We start from the raw sequence: 18,913 nt of genomic DNA, 5'->3' as shown, positions 1-18,913 counted from the left end.
CCGGCCAACGGCTCGTGTAATTGCTCTAGTTGCCTGACGCTCTCGCGAGGCGAATCTGACTGGACACGCCACGAGTGGGTGATGTCTGAGCCCAGTTTTCGAGAGCGTGAACCATGTCAACGGACGCCGAGGTGCATCTGATGACGCTGCGGGGACGGAACGGTCTGGACGGCGTCCGCTCGAAGCTTTGCGCGCTAGCTTTAAGGCCCGCTGGGTCGGCACGGCCCGAGGTGGCGCACCCCTTGTACCCATCATCCGGCAGTTGATATGTTGAACGTTCTAATGTTCTTTGTGTCAAAGTCTCCCAAGGAAGCCGGGTTACCGTGCAAAACTTCAACCGGCCCGTAGCCGCCGGCCGCAAGCGGGTGTATGTCGCCATGTTTGTACTGGGTTGCCTGGTCACCGGGATCCCTTTCTTCGGCGTGGGTTTTGGCCTCATGCCTCCCGAACCCACCTACGAGATCTGGGGCGCACTGATCTACATCCCGCTGCTGGTGCCGTTGTTTACGGCGTGGCGGGACGCGCCGGGTGAGAACGGGACCTGGACCGAGCGGGCCGCGGAATTCACCATGGTGTGGTTCCCGGTAACAGCCAGCAGCCAAATCACCTGGGAAACACCGTGGCTCATCGGCGACCTCACCGGTGTCATGCATGGCGCGGGACCTCAGGACCGCTGGGTGTGGCTGTGGTGGGGTTACGGCGCCGCTGATACTCGCTACCTGACCAGCGACGCTGGCTTATACGGCATGGAAGTCGTGGCCGTGATCGGAGGCTTGGCCTTGTTCACCGCCTGGTTCTATCTCCTACGCGCCAAACACACAGGCGACACCATGAAGCGCATCAAAGGCCTGTTCGTCGGGATCGTCGCGTGTTCGATGATGTTGGCGGTGGTCACGATCTACTACGTCTCCGAAACCCGAGCAGGTTTCCGTAATCTCGAACAAGGTTTCTGGGAGGGATTCATGTTCAAGTTCATCTTTATGAACATCTGGTGGGTCTTCGCTCCGCTGATCACGATCCCGTTCATGATCAAACAGATTGACTACCTGTATAAGTCAATGCCGCGATCGATCCACCAGGATGTGCAACCTGGCGCGGAACTGCAGCACGCGGTGTAGTCCGATAACCGATCGCGGGGCGCACGGAGTCGCAATAAAGTGGGCGATGCAGGACTAGGCCGAGTCTTGGTGACCGGAGGTTCGGGCTTTGTGGGCCGGAACTTGATCTTGGAGCTTCTTGCCCAAGGCCACCAGGTCCGCTCGCTGGACCTGACGCGCAACCCCGATGCCGACTCGCGGATCGAGGTCGCGATCGGCGACATCTGCGATCCGCGCGTAGTCGCTGAGGTTGTCGACGGGATCGACACGGTGTTTCACACGGCCGCGGTCATCTGCCTGCTCGGCGGCAGGGCGGCCACATCGCAGTACCGGGAACACAGCTTCGCAGTCAACGTCGAAGCAACCCAATCATTGGTCAGTCATGCGCGCGACGCGGGAGTCAGCCGACTCGTGTACACCTCGAGTAACACTGTGGTAATGGGAGACGAGCCCATCGTGGGAGGTAACGAAAGTTTGCCATACACCACGCGTTTCGCTGACCTGTACACCGAGACCAAGGTTGTCGCCGAGCGATTGGTACTGCAGCACAATGGTTCTGGAGGCCTGCTTACCTGCGCAGTGCGTCCCAGCGGGATCTGGGGGCCCGGCGACCAGACGATGTTCCGCAAACTCCTCGAAGCGGTCGCCTCCGGGCAAGTTCGCGCTTTGATCGGCAGCCGCAAAACTGTCATGGATTACACCTACATTGGGAACTTGGTGCACGCTGAAATCCTGGCCGCCAATCAGCTCGGTCCAAATGGCCGGGCATCTGGGCAGGCGTATTTCATCACCGATGGCGAGCCAGTCAATGTCTTCGAGTTCGCGCGCCCGGTCGTCGAAGCATGCGGGCAGCATTGGCCCCGGCTGCGTGTGCCGGGCGGACTGGTTCGCGCGGTGATGACGTGGTGGCAGTGGTTGCATTTCCGGCTTGGCGTGACCGCGCCCCCGCTGGAACCTCAAATAGTGACGCGGCTTTGCGTCGACAACTATTACTCGATCGATAAAGCCCGCCGCGATCTGGGCTATGAACCAATGTTCACCCGAGAACAGGGCCTTGCCAGCAGTCTCCTTTACTACACCGATATGTTCAAGACGATGAAACATCAAGCGGGCTAACGGTATTGTGACAGTGGCGCTTGCGCCGGAGCAGACGGTGCGGCGGCGTATCCCAGGCCACTGCATCGACGGCCAAAGCGGGTCGACCTCGTGCGTTATCCGCGGCCGTACCTGGCTGCCAAAATTACACTGGCACTTACCGCTGCCGTAGTCCGGCCGGTCGTGTCGACGCCACGGCGCAAGCCGCGGCAGCCCGGCAATGCCAAGGCCGTTCGCTAAGATCTCGACGTCTGGTAATTGCGTTGGCACGATAGGAGGCAATTCTGGCCCGACAGTTGCGGACAACGGCAAGTCCGCAGGAGCAAGAGGAGGCCATTCTCGCCGCTGCTACCGAGGAATTCGGTCGTGTCGGGGTGCGCCGATCAAATCTTAATGCCGTCGCGCGCCGAGCCAACGTCAGCCGCAGCACGCTCTACCGCCGTTTTCCTACCAAAGAAGAGTTGCTGTACGCAGTCGTCGGCCGACTGACCGAATCAATCTTCGCCGAACTCCAGCACCATACGACCGGGATGACAGCCAAGCAGCTAGTCGTCGAAGTGTTCTGTATCGCGGTCCGAGAAACCACCTCCAATCCCGTGCTTCACCAACTGATGGTCGCCGAGCCCGACACCTTGGCCGCGCTGCTGGGATTCTTCGGTCCGGGTATGTCCGCAGTGCTGGACCGAGCCGTCGAACTCGCTGTGGCGCAAGCGATTAATGCCGGCGCGAAAATGCCTCCCGCTGACCTGCGGATCGTCGTCGAGTTGATGATCCGCCTCACCACTTCTCTGATGAACAGCCCGTCGGCGATCCTTGACGCCGACGATCCTGCAGCCGCCCGGCAATTTGCCCAAAAATTCTTCGCGCCAATGATCTGGTAGTACCCGCCAACACGAGCACAGGGGGCCTGGCTTGTCCAGCGGCAGTCCCGCTACCGAAGAAATCGCCCCAAGCACGCCCTCAGCGGGTGCATGGGCTCGGGGACGGATCTGCACATCCCACTCAAATGCAGGCAGCCATCCGGCACCGATCAGATTTTCGGGCCAGGCCCGCCACCAAGCTCCGGAGCAATAATCACTGTCAATTTTCGGCCGCCGTTGACAGCAGGCCTGGTCCAAACGGACATGACCGCGGCGCACCGAACGACATTGCTGAACCCACGCTTAACCCAGCGATTCAGATTGGCGTTTCGCTTGAACGCCAAGGGTTCCAAGCTGACCGAGGACCCATTGTGGGCGTGGTGTAAACAGGCCGTCGCACCGCCTGTATCCTGCAGCAAGGCCAGGCTCGCCCTTAAATCAACTCCGCGTGCAACAGGAGCTGGCCGTGCGGCACTTGGGGTTAAGAAGCTAACGAGGTAGGCCGAGCCCGCGCTGGCCGAAATACCCTGGCGACAGGCCAGGGGAGGGGACGCACTATGGCATCGCCACAGGAGCCGTATTTCACCGAGAATGGCAAAACGTTCGTGCCAAGCGACGTCGCGCGCGGCGGATGGGGACCCACTGTCGGCGGTCACGCGATAGGTGGGTTGCTTGCCCGTGCCGTGGAATCGGAACGCGCCGACGAGACCCTGATCCCGGCACGTTTCACCGTTGACATCCTGCGCCGGGTCGCGCTGGCGCCCGTGCGGGTCGAAGCCAGTGTGGTCCGTTCCGGACGTCGCATGCAAGCCGTCGATGCAGTTATGACGCAAGACGGCGAACTCGTTGCCCGGGCGGCTACGCTTTTCCTGCGGCAAAGTGAGCAGCCTCAAGAGATTCCGTGGACACCAACGCGGTCGATGCCGCCGCTGCCGGAAGAGCTTACTGCTTTGCCGAAGGGTGTACCTATGCAGATCGTGCCGTACAACGATGGTGTCGAGATGTCGGGTCAACTCCCCTGGCAGCAGGATGGTCTCCGTCAGGCATGGATCCGCGAAATCCGTTCTCTCGTCGGCGATGAAGAGCTCACCCCGTTCATCCGCGCTGCGATGGCAGTCGATGTAACGGCGTCGATGACAGGCTTCACGCGAACAGGTCTTGGCTTCATCAACGCTGATTACACACTGACCCTGTGTCGACTTCCGAAGGGGTCATTCGTCGGCCTCGCCGGCCTCACTCACCACAGCGCTGCTGGTGTCGGGGTGGGGGCTGCCACCCTCTTCGACGCCGAGGGACCCATTGGCACCGGTGTGACGACTGCGGCGGCGAACACCACTTTTCGCGGCGGAGCGCTCTAATCCGTAAAGGTTCAGAGCACCTCTCATTCGTGTATCCGACGGCGCGACAGCGAATGCGCTAACGGTCCCAGCATGCGCACGCCCCAACGTCGGTGTTCGCTTGGGGTCGCGCCTCCCTTGGATCGCATGCTCACCCGGGTTGGGTCGATCTCGATTGAGATCATCGAGCCGTTTCGGGTCAACCGGGTCACCGCCGATGTCCCGAGCACGGTCTGAGCGCGGACCTGATATTCGGACGCGAACCCCGGCGTTCGAAGAGTCCCGTCAAATTCCTACGTCGATGGCCAGCTGTTGGCTGACTGTACCCGCGCAACCCAGCCCGGTAGGTGGACGGGCCGAGTGCCTTGCGGCGCAGACGATTCAAATTCACCGAGACGCCGGTGTACGGCACAGACGACCGTTCCCTGGGCCTGCGGCCGGTGGGAGTGCCGGCCGAGGCCTCCATGCAGCAGTAGGCCCCCGATCGGGAGCCGCGGCTGCTGGCGGCCGCCGATCCTGACCGGGGCCAGGCTCATCCCCGGCGCGTGGTGCCTTCGCCCTGCTAGTCAGGTGCCAAGGCCTCAAGTTGTGCGGCCAGCAGCGACTGATCGAAGTAGCAGCGTTCGAGGACAAGGTCCGCTCCTCGGAAGCCGAACAGATTCATGCTCAGCATGTCTATCGACCTACCGGGCGCGGTAGTGCGCGTCTCGACGACCAAGCCGTGCTCGCCGTGGTAGATAGCCTCGGCTGAGTACTGCAGCATCGGCAGCTGTGCCCACTGCTGCAACAGCATGGTACGGACGGATTCAGCGCCGTCGAACACCATTCCGGTAGGCATGATTTCGTAGCGGGGGTGGGTGAATGTGGCCATTGCTGCGTCGATGTCGTGCGCATTCTCGGCGGCGACATGGCGCAGCACCAACTCCTCGCGACTGCGTCGCAGCGCGGAGTCGGTTGTCATGTCGGGTGTCATCGCGGCTTTGATTTCCTGCTTGAAGATCGTCAAACTTCCTACCTCCTCAAGTGTTGTCCAGGCCGTGCCACTACGCAAAGCGTTGCATTGACGGCGCGACTTAAACACAAGCTGCCGCTTTACCGGTGTGCGCGCTGATGCATGCGTCAGCGCCGTCGCGCAAGGTTGCTGATTTGGCTGAAAGGCTGCAGACCATCCATTTCGGTAGAGAACAGTCGGCCGAGGGCGGCACCATCGTGTCGCCCTCGGCCAGAATCGGGGATTGTTAAACGAGACTCCTGACGTCTGCACGGTCGTCGGCAAGGGCGCCTTCTTCTGCCAGAGCGGTGCGACGACCTTGCTCCCGATAGAGGTAGGCCAGCTGCTTGGCGGTAAGGGGGATGCTGATGATGGGGGCCGCCAACCAGGGGAGATTTTCGTAAACAAAGATGACCGTGATGTCCCAGAATCCGCGTTGAACGTTGGCGAAGCCGTGCCGGACTTCAGCGGCGTAATAAACCACGAAGATGGTGAGCATGACGACCATCGCCAGCAGCGACCACCACAGAGCGCTGATGCGCTTGGGATCGTGGGTCGGCGCGCTGCGCAAGCGGAACCATTGAACCAGCAGCAGTACCGCCGCAAGGATGACGACCGCCTCCATGCCCCATAGCGCGCCGTCGCTGATCAGATACCGCTCATCCACGCGGGCGTAGTAGTACCAGATGTAGACCCATCGGTCGTGCGGCGTGATGTGGGCACGACCTAGGGCGTCGGCAACGAGCCAGGGTAGCTCCCAGGTCATCTCACTGCCGACCGCTGCAACACAGGCCCAGATCATCGTGAACTCGTCTGCCTTTTCCAGCGTCGTTCGCTTCTTGCCGGGGCCTTCAAGGAACCAGCACGCCCAAAACGCGACGAAAATCGCATTCGTGAAGATGATGCAGGCAACGAGACCGGTGATCGGCGTGGTGGGAAATATCTTGAGACCGGTGCCGGCCGCGGTGACTATGTAGCCCGCTGTCATCACCGCGGCAACCCAGCGGTACACCCTTCTTCTGTTTTGCGCCCACGGTTTGGTGAAGTCGTGATGCTCAATCATTGAGAGTCCTCTCGAATGTCACGCGGACGGGTAGGAGCGACCGCACGGCAGTACCGGCTGCGCGGAGCACGATCTGTCCGGAGCCCTAGACAGAACAGCCATTCTGTCTAGGGCAGAATGATAATTGCCGTGGCGCACAGGTCAAGGTTTTGTGCCCGACGGGCCTTCGCGACTGCCACGCAGGACCTGATGGCGCGGGCTTGATCCGTTCGCTGAGGGCGAGTTAAGCCGTGGCCGAAGCGTTACCTGAGCGACACACGCGCGCCGTTACGCGGCGCAATCGCCATCAATCCTCGTCGCGGAGCCACAACGACAAGAAGGACACCAGCCGCTCGGCATCCTCCTCAATGGCGCTGTCGCGCGGACCGTGCCACCACTCGTAGAGCCAAACCTGAACGATGGAGATTGCCAGTCGCGCAATGCGGGTGGCTGAGAAATGAGCCGATGTGGCGGCACCGCCGTCGGCAGCAGCCATATCGACGAAGATGTCGACCGCGGCGGCCCACGATCGACGCTGGCTTCCTCGCCCGGAATCAGTCGCGGTCGCCCAGCTAAAGCCTTCTCGCAAGTGCAGCTCCAAGAAGTTCGGATGTCTGCACATGAAAATGTATGCCGCCCGGATACTGTCGATCATGCGTCTCGCCGGGGGCATTTCGTCGCCCGCGCTCGGCAGAACGAATTTCACGAGTTCGTCAAAACGATCGTCGTTCAACTCGTTCCAAATCTGGATCTTGCCGCCCGGAAAAGTCCTGTAGACCACCGATAGCGGGTACTCGGCACGCTTCGCGACCGCCGCAACTTTTGCGCGGTCGTACCCGTGTCTAGCGAATTCCAGCTCTGCGCTGTTGAGAATCGCGCTCCGCCGGCGACTCGGATCGTGCCGGTTCTGGTCCAAGGTCTCACATCCGACAGCGTCGGCTGGCCCGCCCGCGGGCGACCCATTCGGCGACGACGTGACTGGAGTGTCGGCCACGCCGCGACGATACGCGACAGACGAAGCGAGTGGCGGTGCTCGACGCGATAAGCAGCACCACCTACTGCTGAGCCGACTCTGAGTGCAACTTGTACAAGGTAGGGAAATCTGTGTACTCTCCGTGCGAGAACGGTGTTCTCACCGGCTGAATACATCCATCCCCCGGGGCAAGGAGGCCCATGACTGCCTACGACTACATCGTGGTGGGAGCGGGATCGGCCGGCTGCGTTCTCGCCGACCGGCTGAGTGCGGATCGGTCGAACTCCGTCCTTCTGGTCGAGTCCGGCGGCTCCGACCGCAACCCCGCCGTCTCGATGCCCAAAGGTTTCGCGTTCTTGCTGAAGAACCCCCGTTACCTCTGGGAGTACGACACCGAGCCCTTCGGGCCCGACGACCAGGTCGAACACTGGGTTCGCGGCAAGCTCCTGGGCGGCTCCAGCTCGCTGAACGGGCTCGTATACAACCGCGGATGCCCTGCCGACTACGACGGCATCACCGCGGCCGGGAACCCGGGCTGGGACTGGACGGAGATGCTGCGGATCTTTCGCACCATCGAAGACCACAGCCTGGGCGAGTCCGACACCCGCGGCGCTGGTGGGCCGCTGTCGGTGAGCATCAACCAAACCGGTGAGGAAGTGTCGGAAGCGCTGATGGATTCGGCCAGCGCGCTGGGCATCAAGCGGGTCGATGACATCAACGCGTTTGACGACGAACGCACCGGCTACGCGCCGGCCACCATGTTCAAGGGGCGACGCGTCAGCTCAGCGAAGGCTTTCCTGCACCCGGCCCGCAAACGCGCCAATCTCACGGTTCTGTTACGGACCACCGCCTCCAGGCTCCTCTTTGATGGCGACCGCGCGGTTGGCGTCGCGGTGATCGACAAGCACGGCCGGCCCGCCGAAGTGCAGGCCCGTCGCGAAGTGATCTTGTGTGCCGGCAGCCTGGCCACCCCCAAGCTGCTCCAACTGTCGGGAATCGGACCCCGCGATGTGTTGGCCGCCGCCGGTGTCGAAGTTCGGGTGGACAGCCCGGGGGTCGGCGAAGGATTGCACGAGCACCGATGCGTTTCCCTGCAGATGCGGCTCAAGGAGAACAAGGGTTACAACCGGATTCTCTCGACGCGGTCCGGGCAGGCCCGGGCTGGCCTGAAATACCTGATGTCGCGCACCGGTCCCGTCGCCACGCCCGCCTATGACATGCTCACGTTCCTGCGCGCCGACGCCTCAGCCGACCGCCCGGATGCTCAGGTGCTGATGACCCCGTTCAGTCTCGGCGTCGGACCCGCCGACGGCGGGCTGGAGAGCCGGCCTGGTCTGACTTTGCTCGGATTTGTGCTCCGCCCGACCAGCGAAGGTTCGGTGCGCATCCGCTCGGCAGATCCTGCCGTGCCTCCCCGGGTGGAGGTCGCTTACCTCGAGACTGACTATGACCGGCGCGTGTCCACCGCGATGTTTCGCCGGATGCGCGACATCGTGGAGCAATATCCCATCGCCGACATGCTGTTCAGCGAGATCGAGCCGGGCGGGGCCGTGCAGGACGACGAGAGCATCCTGCGCGCAGCAATGCTGTACGGGGGCTGTGGCTACCACGCGTCGGGTGCGTGCGCCATGGGGCCTGCCGAAACCGACCCGCTCGACGCCCGGCTGCGAGTGCGCGGCGTTGTGGGCTTGCGTGTCGTGGACGTCTCGATCATGCCGACCATGGTCGCGGGCAACCTCAACGGTCCCGTGATGGCGATGGCGTGGCGCGCCGCCGAATTCATCTTGGCCGATCGCTGACCCGCACCGACAAGATAGGAACCGACTGCAGTGACGGAAGTAATGCGCGGAATTCGCATCCTTGAGGTAGCTGAGCACACATTCGTTCCAGCCGCCTCTGCCATCCTTTCGGACTGGGGTGCCGACGTCATCAAGATCGAACCCGTCGAACGTGGTGATGCCATGCGCGGAATCATGTCCACCGGCGGTCTGGGCCTCGGTGGAAGCGACCGCTGGCATCCGCTGTTGCACCACTCCAATCGCGGCAAACGAAGCCTTGCCCTGGACCTGTCGGTTCAAGAAGGCGTCGACATCGTTTACCAGCTCGCCGCCACCTGCGACGTATTCCTGACCAACAAACTGCCCGCCGTTCGGGCAAAGTTACGCATCGACGTCGACGACATCCGGGCCGTCAACCCCAACATTGTCTACGTCCGTGGTTCGGGGTATGGATCACGGGGGCCCGATGCCGATCGCGGTGGCTACGACATCCTTGGCTACTGGTGCCGGTCCGGCGCGGCTTATGGCGCCAAGCCCGTCGAAGTTGACACCTTCCCCTCTCAACCCGCACCCGCCTACGGGGACTCGATCGGTGCGATGACGATCGCCGGGGGCATCTCGGCGGCCCTGCTACACCGGGAACGCACCGGCGAGGCCCCAGTCGTCGACGTCTCGTTGCTGGCCACGGGAATGTGGGCGATGGGCGCTGGCATCGCGTTATCCCACGAGCTCAACCACCCCTGGGGCCAGATGCCGGTCGGCGCCGACGTGGGCAACCCGTTGACGGCGACCTACCGCACGTCCGATGACAGGTGGATACAGCTGTCCTGCCTGCAGGGCTTCCACTATTGGCCGGAAACGTGCCGGGTGACCGGTTTGGCAGACCTCATCGACGACGAAAGATTCTCTGAACCCGAAGCGTTCGCTGCACACACCGGCGACGCCAAGGCCGTTCTGGCGGCGCGTTTCGCACAATCCAGCCTGGCCGAATGGAAGACGCGACTGGCCGACTTCCGCGGGCAGTGGGCACCGGTGCAGGACCCGATCGAGGTCACCTCGGATCCCCAGGTCGTCGCCAATGGCTACATCGTCGACGCTGAATCCGCGACCGGGGAGAAGCATCCGCTGGTGGCCACCCCGGTGCAATTCGACGGATCGCCCTCCCCGACGCGGCGCGCGCCGGAATTCAACGAACACGGTGATGTCATCCTCACCGAAGACCTCGGCATCGACTGGGACACCGTCGTCGATTTGAAGGTCAAGGGGGTCATCGCGTGACCACTATCAACGCGTCCGCGGATGAGTCGCTGATCGCCGAAATGGGAGTACGGCGGGCGCTCGAACAATACTGTGCGCTGCTGGACTGCGGCGCGGGCGACGAACTCCTCGATCTGTTCGACGATGACTGCTCGATCACCATGATGGGCCGGACCTTCGAAGGCCGCGCGGCGCTGGAACCGGTATGGGGTCAACTGTCCAGGACCGACCGGCCAGGCACCCTGCATGTCTTGGTCAACCCGCAGATCAGCGTCGACGGCGGCAGCGCGACCGCGGTCAGCGGGTGGGCGATGATCGACCGCAGCGGTGCTGGCGGACGCACCGTTGTCGCCCTGGCCGGCCACTACCACGACACGTTGCGGCGAGGAGCGGACGGTGCGTGGCGGATCACCACGAGGCGCATACAGACATTGGCTCGTCCAGCAAACCAATCCACCGCCGTGTGAACAGGTGTGTCGATGAAGACCACAACTGTTTCTTCCGTCTCCAAGCGGCGCTCCACCCGCCGCGCCGATGAGTCTCGGGAAACCGCTCGGGCAAACCTCTACACTGCGAGCGTGGCTGACGACGCCCCGCCACAGGAGTGGCTTGTCGAAAGTCCGCGGTCGGCTCCGCGGTGGCGTCAACGCTCGGCCGAGCGGGCCACCCGTGAGGTGCGCAAAAAGGCCGAGGGCCGCAGTGATCGGTTCCTGAAGATTGCGCTCGACCTGCTCAGCGAAGGCGGGTCGGACAATCTGTCGGTGCGTAAAGTCGTCGACCGATCCGGGATGTCGCTGCGGTCCTTTTACCAGTCGTTCGAGGGACTGGACGACTTGTTCCTCGCTATCTACGAAGAGGCGACGCTCGGCGGGCTGGAGCGGCAGCTGCAGGCCGTAGCCAACGCCGGATCCAACCCCCTGGACCGCCTGCGCGCTTTCATGGAGGCCGAGTGGATCGTCCTGGAGCAGACCTCGCCGAACCTGCAGCGCTCCCTGGTCGTCTATCACCAACGGCTCTCGGAGACCCGGCCGACGGAACTGGCCATCCTGTTGGAGCCCCAACACGCGGCGCTGACCGAACTGCTCGGGCGATGCCGGGAGGCCGGGATGCGCGGCCCAGACCTCGATGATTCAACGACGGCGTCGATCCTCAGCCACCTGATGATGGAGATGATGCAGGCGCGGGTGTTGGGCTTCGAAGTGGGAGGCAACAGCGTCACCGCCGAGCGGGTATGGACATTCCTGGCGTCGGCATTCACCTTCGGACCCCACTGAGCTGTACGCGGTAGAAATCGTCATTGCCACGCGGACGGGCGTCCATTAGCCTCACAGCTGAGAACACCGTTCTTCTGCAGTGAATACGGCGAATCAAATACATGTAAGGAAGCGGCCGTGAATCTCGACGACATGATTTTGGTGAGCATCGACGACCATGTGATCGAACCGCCGGACCTCTTCGACGGCCACGTCCCACAGCGCTGGGCGGACGACGCGCCCAAAGTCGAACGCAGCCCCGAGGGCATCGATCGCTGGGTGTTCCAGGGCATCGAAACGTCGACGCCGTTCGGCATGTGCGCGGTGGTCACCTGGCCGAAGGAGGAATGGGGTTTCAACCCGGGAGTTTTCGACGAGATCCGGCCCGGCTGCTACGACGTCGATCTGCGGGTCCGAGACATGGATGTCAACGGGGTGCTGGCCTCGATGAACTTCCCCACCATGGCCGGCTTCAACGCGCGCACGTTCTGCGAGGCGCAGGACAAGGATCTGGCGCTGATCATGCTGAAGGCTTACAACGACTGGCATCTGGATGAGTGGTGCGGTTCGCACCCTGGACGGTTCATTCCGATCGGCATCGTGCCCATGTGGGATCCAGAACTCTGTGCTGCCGAGGTTCGCCGTCTGGCGGCCAAGGGGTGCCGGGCGATCAGTTTCCTCGAAGCGCCGCACGCGTTCGGTTTTCCCAGCTTCCACACCGAGTACTGGGATCCGATGCTGACCGCCATGTCGGAGACCGGCAGCGTGCTCTGCATGCATATCGGCGCCAGTGGCAGCCTGATCACTCTGGCTCCGGACGCTCCTTTGGACCACCACATCATTCTGCCGACGCAGCTGAGTCTGATGGCGCTGCAGGACATCATGTTCGGTCGGACGCTGCGTAAGTTCCCCGACCTCAAAGTGGCGTTGTCCGAGGGTGGAATTGGTTGGATTCCCTACTACCTGGAGCGCGCCGATCGGCATGTCTCCAACCAGCTCTGGCTCGGCCAGGACTGGTCTGCGCGCAAGCCGAGCCAAATCTTCCGGGACCAGATAATGGCCTGTTTCATCACCGATCCCGCAGGGGTGAAGCTGCGCAACGAGATCGGCATCGACAACATTGCGTGGGAGTGCGACTACCCGCACACCGACTCGACCTGGCCGCGCTCGCCCGAACTGCTCTGGGGTGAATTCCAAGCCGCAAAGGCAACCGACGTGGAAATCAACAAGATCACGTTCGAAAACAGTTGCCGATTCTTCGATTTCGATCCGTTTAAGCACACCCCGAAACAGGAGGCGACGGTCGGCGCCCTGCGGGCGCGGGCGACGGACGTCGACATTTCGACGGTGAGCAAAGCGGAATATCGGGCCCGTGCCGAGGCAACGGGCAAGCAGGCGGTGAAAGTCTAACCGTGGCAAGCACAATCGAGCTTCCGAAAATCTCGGCGGACGCCCACGTCGATGAGCCGCACGACCTGTGGTATCAGCGGCTCAGCGACGATCTGCGGGATTTCGCTCCGCGTCGCATCCAAGCGAACGCCGAGGGCGGCTGGAGCCTGGTGATCAACAACAACCCCATCGGGTGGAGCGAATTATCGGCCGAGGAGTCCGCGGCCAAGGAGGCCGCGCGGATCGCCGCCGCGGCACCCGAGGTACGTCTGGACATGATGCGAACCGACCACATCAATGGTGAGATCGTGTTCCCCACCATCGGGTTGTACGCCTGGAATATCGCCAATCCGCTGGCTGGACAGGCGGTGTGCCAGGTCTATAACGACTGGATACGCGAGCAAATCGGTGGTCATGATCGCATCAAGCTGGCGATGATGATCCCCACCTGGGACCCCGACATGGCCATCGCGGAAATCGAACGCGTAGCCGGCGATCCCTCGGTGGGCGCCTCGCTGCTTCCCCTGGTCGGTAAGCCCGAGTGGAATTCGCGTGACTGGGAGCCCATGTGGAGTGTCATCGCGGCCACCGGCAAGCCCGTGGTCATGCACCAGGGCAGCGGCCATGACATGATCTTTTACCGAGGTTGGGGCAGTGGCACCGCCAATCTGCTTGCCACCCAGTCGATGGCGCCGCGTGCGGCCGCGTTACTGAGTTGCAGCGGCATCCTAGAGCGCCACCCAGAGCTGCACGCGGTGTTCGTGGAGTGCAACGGTGGCTGGATTTCATGGGCCATGCAGACGCTCGACTACTACTACCAGGCGCATGACGAGATCGGCTGGACCAAGCCGAAGCTGAAGGAATTGCCCAGCCACTATATTCGGCATCAGATTCACTCGACCTTCCAGGACGACCCGGTCGCTATCACCAACCTCGCCGACACCGGGGCCGACTGCCTGTTGTGGGGCAATGACTATCCCCATCCCGAGAGCACCTATCCGGAGTCTCTGCAAGTGCTGGATCGACTTTTCCAGGGAGTCGACATCGACAGCGCCCGTGCGATCGTCGGAGGAAATGCGCACCGCCTCTTCGGGTTCGACGACAGTGTCCTCAAGGACAATCCCTGACGTGGTGGGCGGCTATCAGCTGCGCCGCTACGACTTTCGCCTCGACGACGAGCAGGGCGCACTGCGCGAGTCTTTCCGGGCGTACTTCGACAAGACGGTTCCTTCGTCCCGGGTGCGTGCCGCCGAGCCGACCGGATTCGACCCGGCGTTATGGGACGAACTGCGAGAGCGCGCCATCGTCTCGATGGGACTGCCGGAATCTGCTGGCGGCGACGGCGCCGGCCTCGTCGAATTGGCTCTGGTTGCCGAAGAAGCGGGCCGGCGTGCCGTTCCGGCTCCGCTGCCTGAAGTGTTGGCTGCCGCACGTGGTTTGGCACGTCTCGACCCTGGTGGGGAGCTGCTGGCGCGGCTTCGCGACGACGGCGCGATAGCCACGGTGGCACCGGGTGAGGGAGACCGCCGACTGGTGCCCTCGGGTGCCGTTGCGACCGCCGTCATCGCCCCGCACGGTGACGACCTTCTGGTTACCACAGGCGCGCCGGCGGCCTTAGAGGCCAATCTTGCCGGCGCACCGGTGGGTTGGTGGCACCTCGCCGACGGCGCACGGATCGGTACGGCGGTTGACTGGGTGCCGATTGAACGTGAGTGGCACATCCTGACTGCGGCCACTCTGGTGGGTCTGGGGCAGGTCGCGGTCGACTTGGGAGTGCAGTACGCCAAGGATCGCATCGCGTTCGGGGTGCCCATCGGCGCGCTGCAGGCCATCGCTCATCCTCTGGTCGACGCGGCAAACGCCGTCGATGCCGCGCGACGGGTAGTCTGGCGCGCGGCGTGGTTCTGTGACAACGAACCTGAAATGGTGGGGACGCAGGCGCTGTGCGCGATCGTCGGCGCTGGTGATGCGGCGGAGAAGGCGGGCGCGACGGCGATTCACACCCAGGGCGGCTTTGGCGTCACCCTGGAATCCGATGTGCAGCTCTACTACCGCCGGGCCAAGGCCTTTGCGGTGCTGGCGGGGGATCGTCGAACGCTGTTGCGCAGGATCGCCCGACAGACCACGGAATCGAAGGCGGTTGCGGCGCAATGAACTTCGGAACCATCGACCTCGACGCCGACACGCTGGCTTTCTGGCGGGACGTGCGGGACTTCTTCGCCGAGCGAGTCACGCCCGAACTCCTCGATGAGGAGCGTCACCGCGGCGGCGGGTTCAACGAAGGCTTGCATGTGGCCATGGGGGAGCGCGGGTGGGTGGCGCCGGAATGGCCGCAGTCCGAGGGCGGCGCCGGGCTGGACTCGCTGCGCGCGCAGATCGTCAGGCGCGAGTTCCTCGGCAGCGGCGCGCCCTACATTCTCGCGGGCACGACCCTGCTGCCGCCGATCGCCATTCGCATGTTCGGTTCCCCTGAGCTCCAAGCCGAAATTCTGCCCCGAGTCGCCGACGGCACCGTCCGCATCTGCCTGGGTTACACCGAACCGGACTGTGGGTCGGATCTGGCGGCTGTGCGTACACGCGCTGAGCGCGACGGTGACGGCTGGATCATCAACGGCCAGAAGATGTTCACCACCGGAGCCCAATTCAGTCAGTACTGCTTCCTGCTCACGCGAACCGACCCGGCCGCCTCCACCCACAAGGGGCTCACGGTCTTCCTACTTCCCCTGAACACCGCGGGGGTGGAGATCAGACCAATCAACACCCTCGGCGGCGAACGGACGAACTTCGTCTACCTGCAGGACGTACGGATCGATGACCGTTGGCGACTGGGAGATGTCAATGCGGGATGGTCGGTGGTCGCCGCCCCGCTGAACGCCGAGCACGGCATCCGCCCGGAAGGGGAGGAAACCGCGCCGGCGGCGCCGTACCTGGCCGAGTGCGAGAAGCTCGTCGACGCGTTCATCGAGTGGGCACGCGACGAACGGCGTTGCGGGACAGTGCTGATCGACGATCCCGCGATTCAAGAGCGGCTCGGAGAGGCGTTGGTGGCGGTTGAGTTGACACGGGCCGCCGCGGGTCCGGCAGGCCGCATCCTGTCATCGGAGCTGCTGATCGAGGTTGCCTCTGACCTCATTGACGTCGTCGGTCCGTCGGCGCTGTTGATGCGGGGAGCCGATGGCGCCGCCGGTAACGGCGTGTTCGAGGAGGGCTTTCGCTTCGCACCGGCTACCGCTATCTACGGCGGGTCCACTGACATCGCGCGCAACGTGATCGCCGAGCGTTTCCTTGGCTTACCGCGTAGTACACCACGGAGGAGCAAGCAATGACCGACACAACGACGCGGCCCGAAGCCACTCCCGGCCAGTCCGACGACCAGATGGCCGACAGCGTCGCCGCCAACAGCTTTGGAGGTGATTTCGCTGCAGCGCTGGCCGTCCCCGAGCCGCACGAGGTTTATGCCGGCATCGGCTCGTGCCCCATCCTGGCAGTGGGCGACCGCATGATCGTCGGTGCCGCCAAAAGCGTCGACATCCTCACCCGCAGCCACCACGTACGAGGTAGCGGCGCGTCGGGCAACACCCAGGGTGCCGAACGGCCGTTGATACCGCTAGACATCGACCGGCCTGAACACACGAAATACCGCAAACTGCTCGACCCTATCTTCGCGGCGAAAGTCATTGCGCCACTGGAAGCCGACGTTCGTGCGCTGGCCGACGAGCTCATCGACGGGTTCATCGACCGCGGCCAGGCCGACGTCTACGGCGAGTTTTGCGCGATCTTGCCGTCCACCATCTTTCTTCGACTGATGGGGATCCCACTGGACCGTCTCGACTATTTCCTGCAGAACAAGGACGATCTGCTGCGCGATGTCGAAGGGGAGACCGTCAACCAGCGTGATGCACGGTACAAGGTCGCCGGCGCACGCTGCTACGACTACTTCAACAAGGTAATGGACGAGCGGGAGGCCAGTGGTGAGCCCGGCGACGATCTGCTGGGGCGTCTGATGACCGCCGAGGTCGAAGGGCACTCGCTGACCCGCGAAAACATTCTGGATATTTGCTTTCTGCTGATGATCGCGGGCCTGGACACCGTAGCCGCGTCGCTGTCGTGCATCCTGGCGTGGTTGGCGCGACATCCCGAAGACCGTCAACGCATCGTCGCGAACCCGCAGATGTGGCCGGACGCGATCGAGGAATTGATGCGCTGGGAGACGCCAGTACCCGTCGCCGTGCGTACACCGACTATCGACACTCAGATCGGCGATACCGTCGTTGAGGCCGGCACCGAGGTCGTCGTGTTGTGGGCGGCGGCCAATCTGGATCCGGAGAAGTTCAAGGACCCAATGACCGTCGACCTTACCCGGCGGCCCAACCCGCACTACTCGTTCGCCAGCGGATTTCATCGTTGTCTGGGTAGTCATTTGGCGCGCATGGAATTGCGCGCGGCCCTGGACCAGTTCCACAAGCGCATACCGAACTACCAGCTGACGCCCGGTGAGAAATTCAGCTACGAAGCCATGCCGGTTCGGTTGGCGCGCCCGTTGCCGCTGAGTTGGGCGCGCTGAGGTGAGGCTAGAACTTGACAGTGCTGGATGTCAGGGGCACGGACGCTGTTACACGATGGCGCCGGACCTGTTCGACGCTGACGGCGAGGGGCACAGCCTCTTACGGGTCGCCGAAGTTCCCGAGGACCAGCAGGGCCCAGCCCGCGACGCCGCAGCCTCGTGCCCCGAAGAGGTGATCACCCTTCATGAGTGACCCGGACAACGAAACCGCGGTTCTACGGGCCGGATTCATCGGTCTGGGTGATCAGGGTGGCGGAATGGCCAGCCGGTTGATCGAGTGCGGTATCCCGACGACGCTGTGGGCTCGCCGCGATGCCTCGCTGCAACCGTTCCGTGGCGGCGGGGCGAGTTTCGCCCCAACACCGGCCGAACTCGGGGCGCAAAGCGATGTGGTCGGCATCTGCGTTGTCGACGACGCGGGTGTCGAGCAGGTGGTACTTGGCGAAGACGGCGTACTGTCGGGCATGCGCGCCGGATCGCTACTGGCAATACACTCCACCATCAGCCTGTCGATGCTGCAACGTGTCGCCGAGGCGGCGGCGCAGCGCGACGTTTCGGTGATCGACGCTCCGGTCAGCGGTGGCGGATTTGCCGCAGCCAAAGGAGAACTCACGGTCCTGGTCGGCGGCGAGACCGCCGCCTACGAAACGGCGCGCCCAGTACTGGAAACCTTCGGCGGGCATGTGACGCGCCTGGGCCCGCTGGGCAGTGGGCTACTGGCGAAGCTGGTCAACAACGTGTTGCACTGCGCGCACTACGCTTTGGCGCGCGACGCGCTGAGCGCGGGCACACAGCTGGGCCTCGATGAGCAGGCGCTCGGACGAGTCCTGTCCGTCAGCAGCGCCAACAGCTACTCGCTGAACATCGCCGTGTCCGTCGGTGGCTTCGATGTGTTGGCGCCAATGGTCGGATCGTTGCTGCGCAAGGACGTGGCCATCTTCGACAGGCTCACCGGCGAACGCGGCGTCGCAACGGGATCGCTGGTCACCGTCGCCGATGACGCGCTCGAGCTTTTCGGCTGCCCGCGAGATTGAGCACAACCCTAGGAGCCGCGGCGGACGGCCTTCGCGCTGCACGGCAGCGGCAGTCAGGCAACGGCCCAGGCGCTCCGCATCTCCGCAGGAGGCCGGTCACATTCCGCGCTGACCCAGGCGGTGAGCCGAGACCTCCAATGACGCGATCATCTCCGAGGAGACGGCGTGTGCCTACCGGTAATCGCCGCGCCCCGACCGGTTCGCCGCTTGTTCTACCTGAGGCGCGTTCGTCAGTCGTCTTGC

At 63.4% G+C, this 18,913-nt stretch carries 18 protein-coding genes; 15 read left to right on the top strand and 3 right to left on the bottom strand.

Annotated elements, in window-relative coordinates; genetic code table 11:
- The first annotated feature begins 323 nt into the window (after nucleotides 1-323).
- The 4 genes from N415_RS09795 (at nucleotide 324) to N415_RS09780 (ending at nucleotide 4,410) form a co-directional block, all read left to right on the top strand.
- Nucleotides 324-1,118: a hypothetical protein gene (locus N415_RS09795; protein ID WP_068180265.1), complete on the top strand. Its 795-nt coding sequence runs from the start codon at nucleotides 324-326 to the stop codon at nucleotides 1,116-1,118.
- 39 nt (nucleotides 1,119-1,157) lie between these two features.
- Entirely contained in the window at nucleotides 1,158-2,213 is a 1,056-nt protein-coding gene (locus tag N415_RS09790) for an NAD-dependent epimerase/dehydratase family protein (protein ID WP_068180262.1), read from the top strand.
- Between the two features lie 275 nt (nucleotides 2,214-2,488).
- Complete coding sequence (locus N415_RS09785) at nucleotides 2,489-3,073, top strand: TetR/AcrR family transcriptional regulator (protein WP_161630292.1); 585 nt, start codon at nucleotides 2,489-2,491, stop codon at nucleotides 3,071-3,073.
- Nucleotides 3,074-3,609: 536 nt separating this feature from the next.
- Nucleotides 3,610-4,410, top strand: coding sequence for a thioesterase family protein (locus tag N415_RS09780; protein ID WP_068180256.1), 801 nt, complete (start codon nucleotides 3,610-3,612; stop codon nucleotides 4,408-4,410).
- A gap of 541 nt (nucleotides 4,411-4,951) precedes the next feature.
- On the opposite strand, the gene N415_RS09775 is transcribed toward N415_RS09780, so the two are convergent.
- The 3 genes from N415_RS09775 to N415_RS09765 form a co-directional block, all read right to left on the bottom strand.
- On the bottom strand, nucleotides 4,952-5,395 hold the full coding sequence (locus N415_RS09775; RefSeq protein WP_239645485.1) for a nuclear transport factor 2 family protein: 444 nt from the start codon (nucleotides 5,393-5,395) through the stop codon (nucleotides 4,952-4,954).
- A gap of 232 nt (nucleotides 5,396-5,627) precedes the next feature.
- Nucleotides 5,628-6,443, bottom strand: a complete 816-nt coding sequence (locus tag N415_RS09770; RefSeq protein ID WP_068180253.1) for a hypothetical protein — start codon at nucleotides 6,441-6,443, stop codon at nucleotides 5,628-5,630.
- A gap of 286 nt (nucleotides 6,444-6,729) precedes the next feature.
- Complete coding sequence (locus N415_RS09765; protein ID WP_068180250.1) at nucleotides 6,730-7,338, bottom strand: TetR family transcriptional regulator; 609 nt, start codon at nucleotides 7,336-7,338, stop codon at nucleotides 6,730-6,732.
- Between the two features lie 257 nt (nucleotides 7,339-7,595).
- On the opposite strand from N415_RS09765, the gene N415_RS09760 reads away from it, so the two are divergent.
- The 11 genes from N415_RS09760 to N415_RS09710 all read left to right on the top strand — a co-directional run bounded on the left by N415_RS09760 (nucleotide 7,596) and on the right by N415_RS09710 (nucleotide 18,670).
- Entirely contained in the window at nucleotides 7,596-9,194 is a 1,599-nt protein-coding gene (locus N415_RS09760) for a GMC family oxidoreductase N-terminal domain-containing protein (protein ID WP_068180247.1), read from the top strand.
- Nucleotides 9,195-9,224: 30 nt separating this feature from the next.
- Entirely contained in the window at nucleotides 9,225-10,451 is a 1,227-nt protein-coding gene (locus tag N415_RS09755; RefSeq protein WP_068180245.1) for a CoA transferase, read from the top strand.
- Nucleotides 10,448-10,897, top strand: coding sequence for a nuclear transport factor 2 family protein (locus N415_RS09750; RefSeq protein ID WP_068180242.1), 450 nt, complete (start codon nucleotides 10,448-10,450; stop codon nucleotides 10,895-10,897). Before N415_RS09755 ends, N415_RS09750 begins: the two co-directional genes overlap by 4 nt.
- A 111-nt stretch (nucleotides 10,898-11,008) precedes the next feature.
- Complete coding sequence (locus tag N415_RS09745) at nucleotides 11,009-11,704, top strand: TetR/AcrR family transcriptional regulator (RefSeq protein ID WP_161630291.1); 696 nt, start codon at nucleotides 11,009-11,011, stop codon at nucleotides 11,702-11,704.
- Nucleotides 11,705-11,821: 117 nt separating this feature from the next.
- Nucleotides 11,822-13,093: an amidohydrolase family protein gene (locus N415_RS09740; protein WP_068180236.1), complete on the top strand. Its 1,272-nt coding sequence runs from the start codon at nucleotides 11,822-11,824 to the stop codon at nucleotides 13,091-13,093.
- A gap of 2 nt (nucleotides 13,094-13,095) precedes the next feature.
- Nucleotides 13,096-14,199 (top strand): amidohydrolase family protein, encoded by a 1,104-nt coding sequence (locus N415_RS09735; protein WP_068180233.1) that lies wholly within the window; start codon nucleotides 13,096-13,098, stop codon nucleotides 14,197-14,199.
- Nucleotide 14,200: 1 nt separating this feature from the next.
- On the top strand, nucleotides 14,201-15,226 hold the full coding sequence (locus tag N415_RS09730) for an acyl-CoA dehydrogenase family protein (protein WP_161630290.1): 1,026 nt from the start codon (nucleotides 14,201-14,203) through the stop codon (nucleotides 15,224-15,226).
- Entirely contained in the window at nucleotides 15,223-16,398 is a 1,176-nt protein-coding gene (locus tag N415_RS09725) for an acyl-CoA dehydrogenase family protein (protein ID WP_068180230.1), read from the top strand. The genes N415_RS09730 and N415_RS09725 overlap by 4 nt, the downstream gene beginning before the upstream one ends.
- Nucleotides 16,399-16,448: 50 nt before the next feature.
- The gene (locus N415_RS09720) at nucleotides 16,449-17,636 is read left to right on the top strand and encodes a cytochrome P450 (RefSeq protein ID WP_161630289.1); all 1,188 of its coding nucleotides are present in this window, start codon (nucleotides 16,449-16,451) and stop codon (nucleotides 17,634-17,636) included.
- Between the two features lies 1 nt (nucleotide 17,637).
- Nucleotides 17,638-17,829, top strand: coding sequence for a ferredoxin (locus N415_RS09715; protein ID WP_068180224.1), 192 nt, complete (start codon nucleotides 17,638-17,640; stop codon nucleotides 17,827-17,829).
- Entirely contained in the window at nucleotides 17,822-18,670 is an 849-nt protein-coding gene (locus N415_RS09710) for an NAD(P)-dependent oxidoreductase (protein ID WP_068180220.1), read from the top strand. Before N415_RS09715 ends, N415_RS09710 begins: the two co-directional genes overlap by 8 nt.
- Nucleotides 18,671-18,913: the final 243 nt, after the last annotated feature.

The organism is Mycobacterium sp. UM_CSW, assembly GCF_000455205.1.
Lineage (GTDB): Bacteria > Actinomycetota > Actinomycetes > Mycobacteriales > Mycobacteriaceae > Mycobacterium.
The sequence above is the reverse complement of the archived record's forward strand: the minus strand, read 5'-3'. Positions and strand labels throughout refer to the sequence as shown.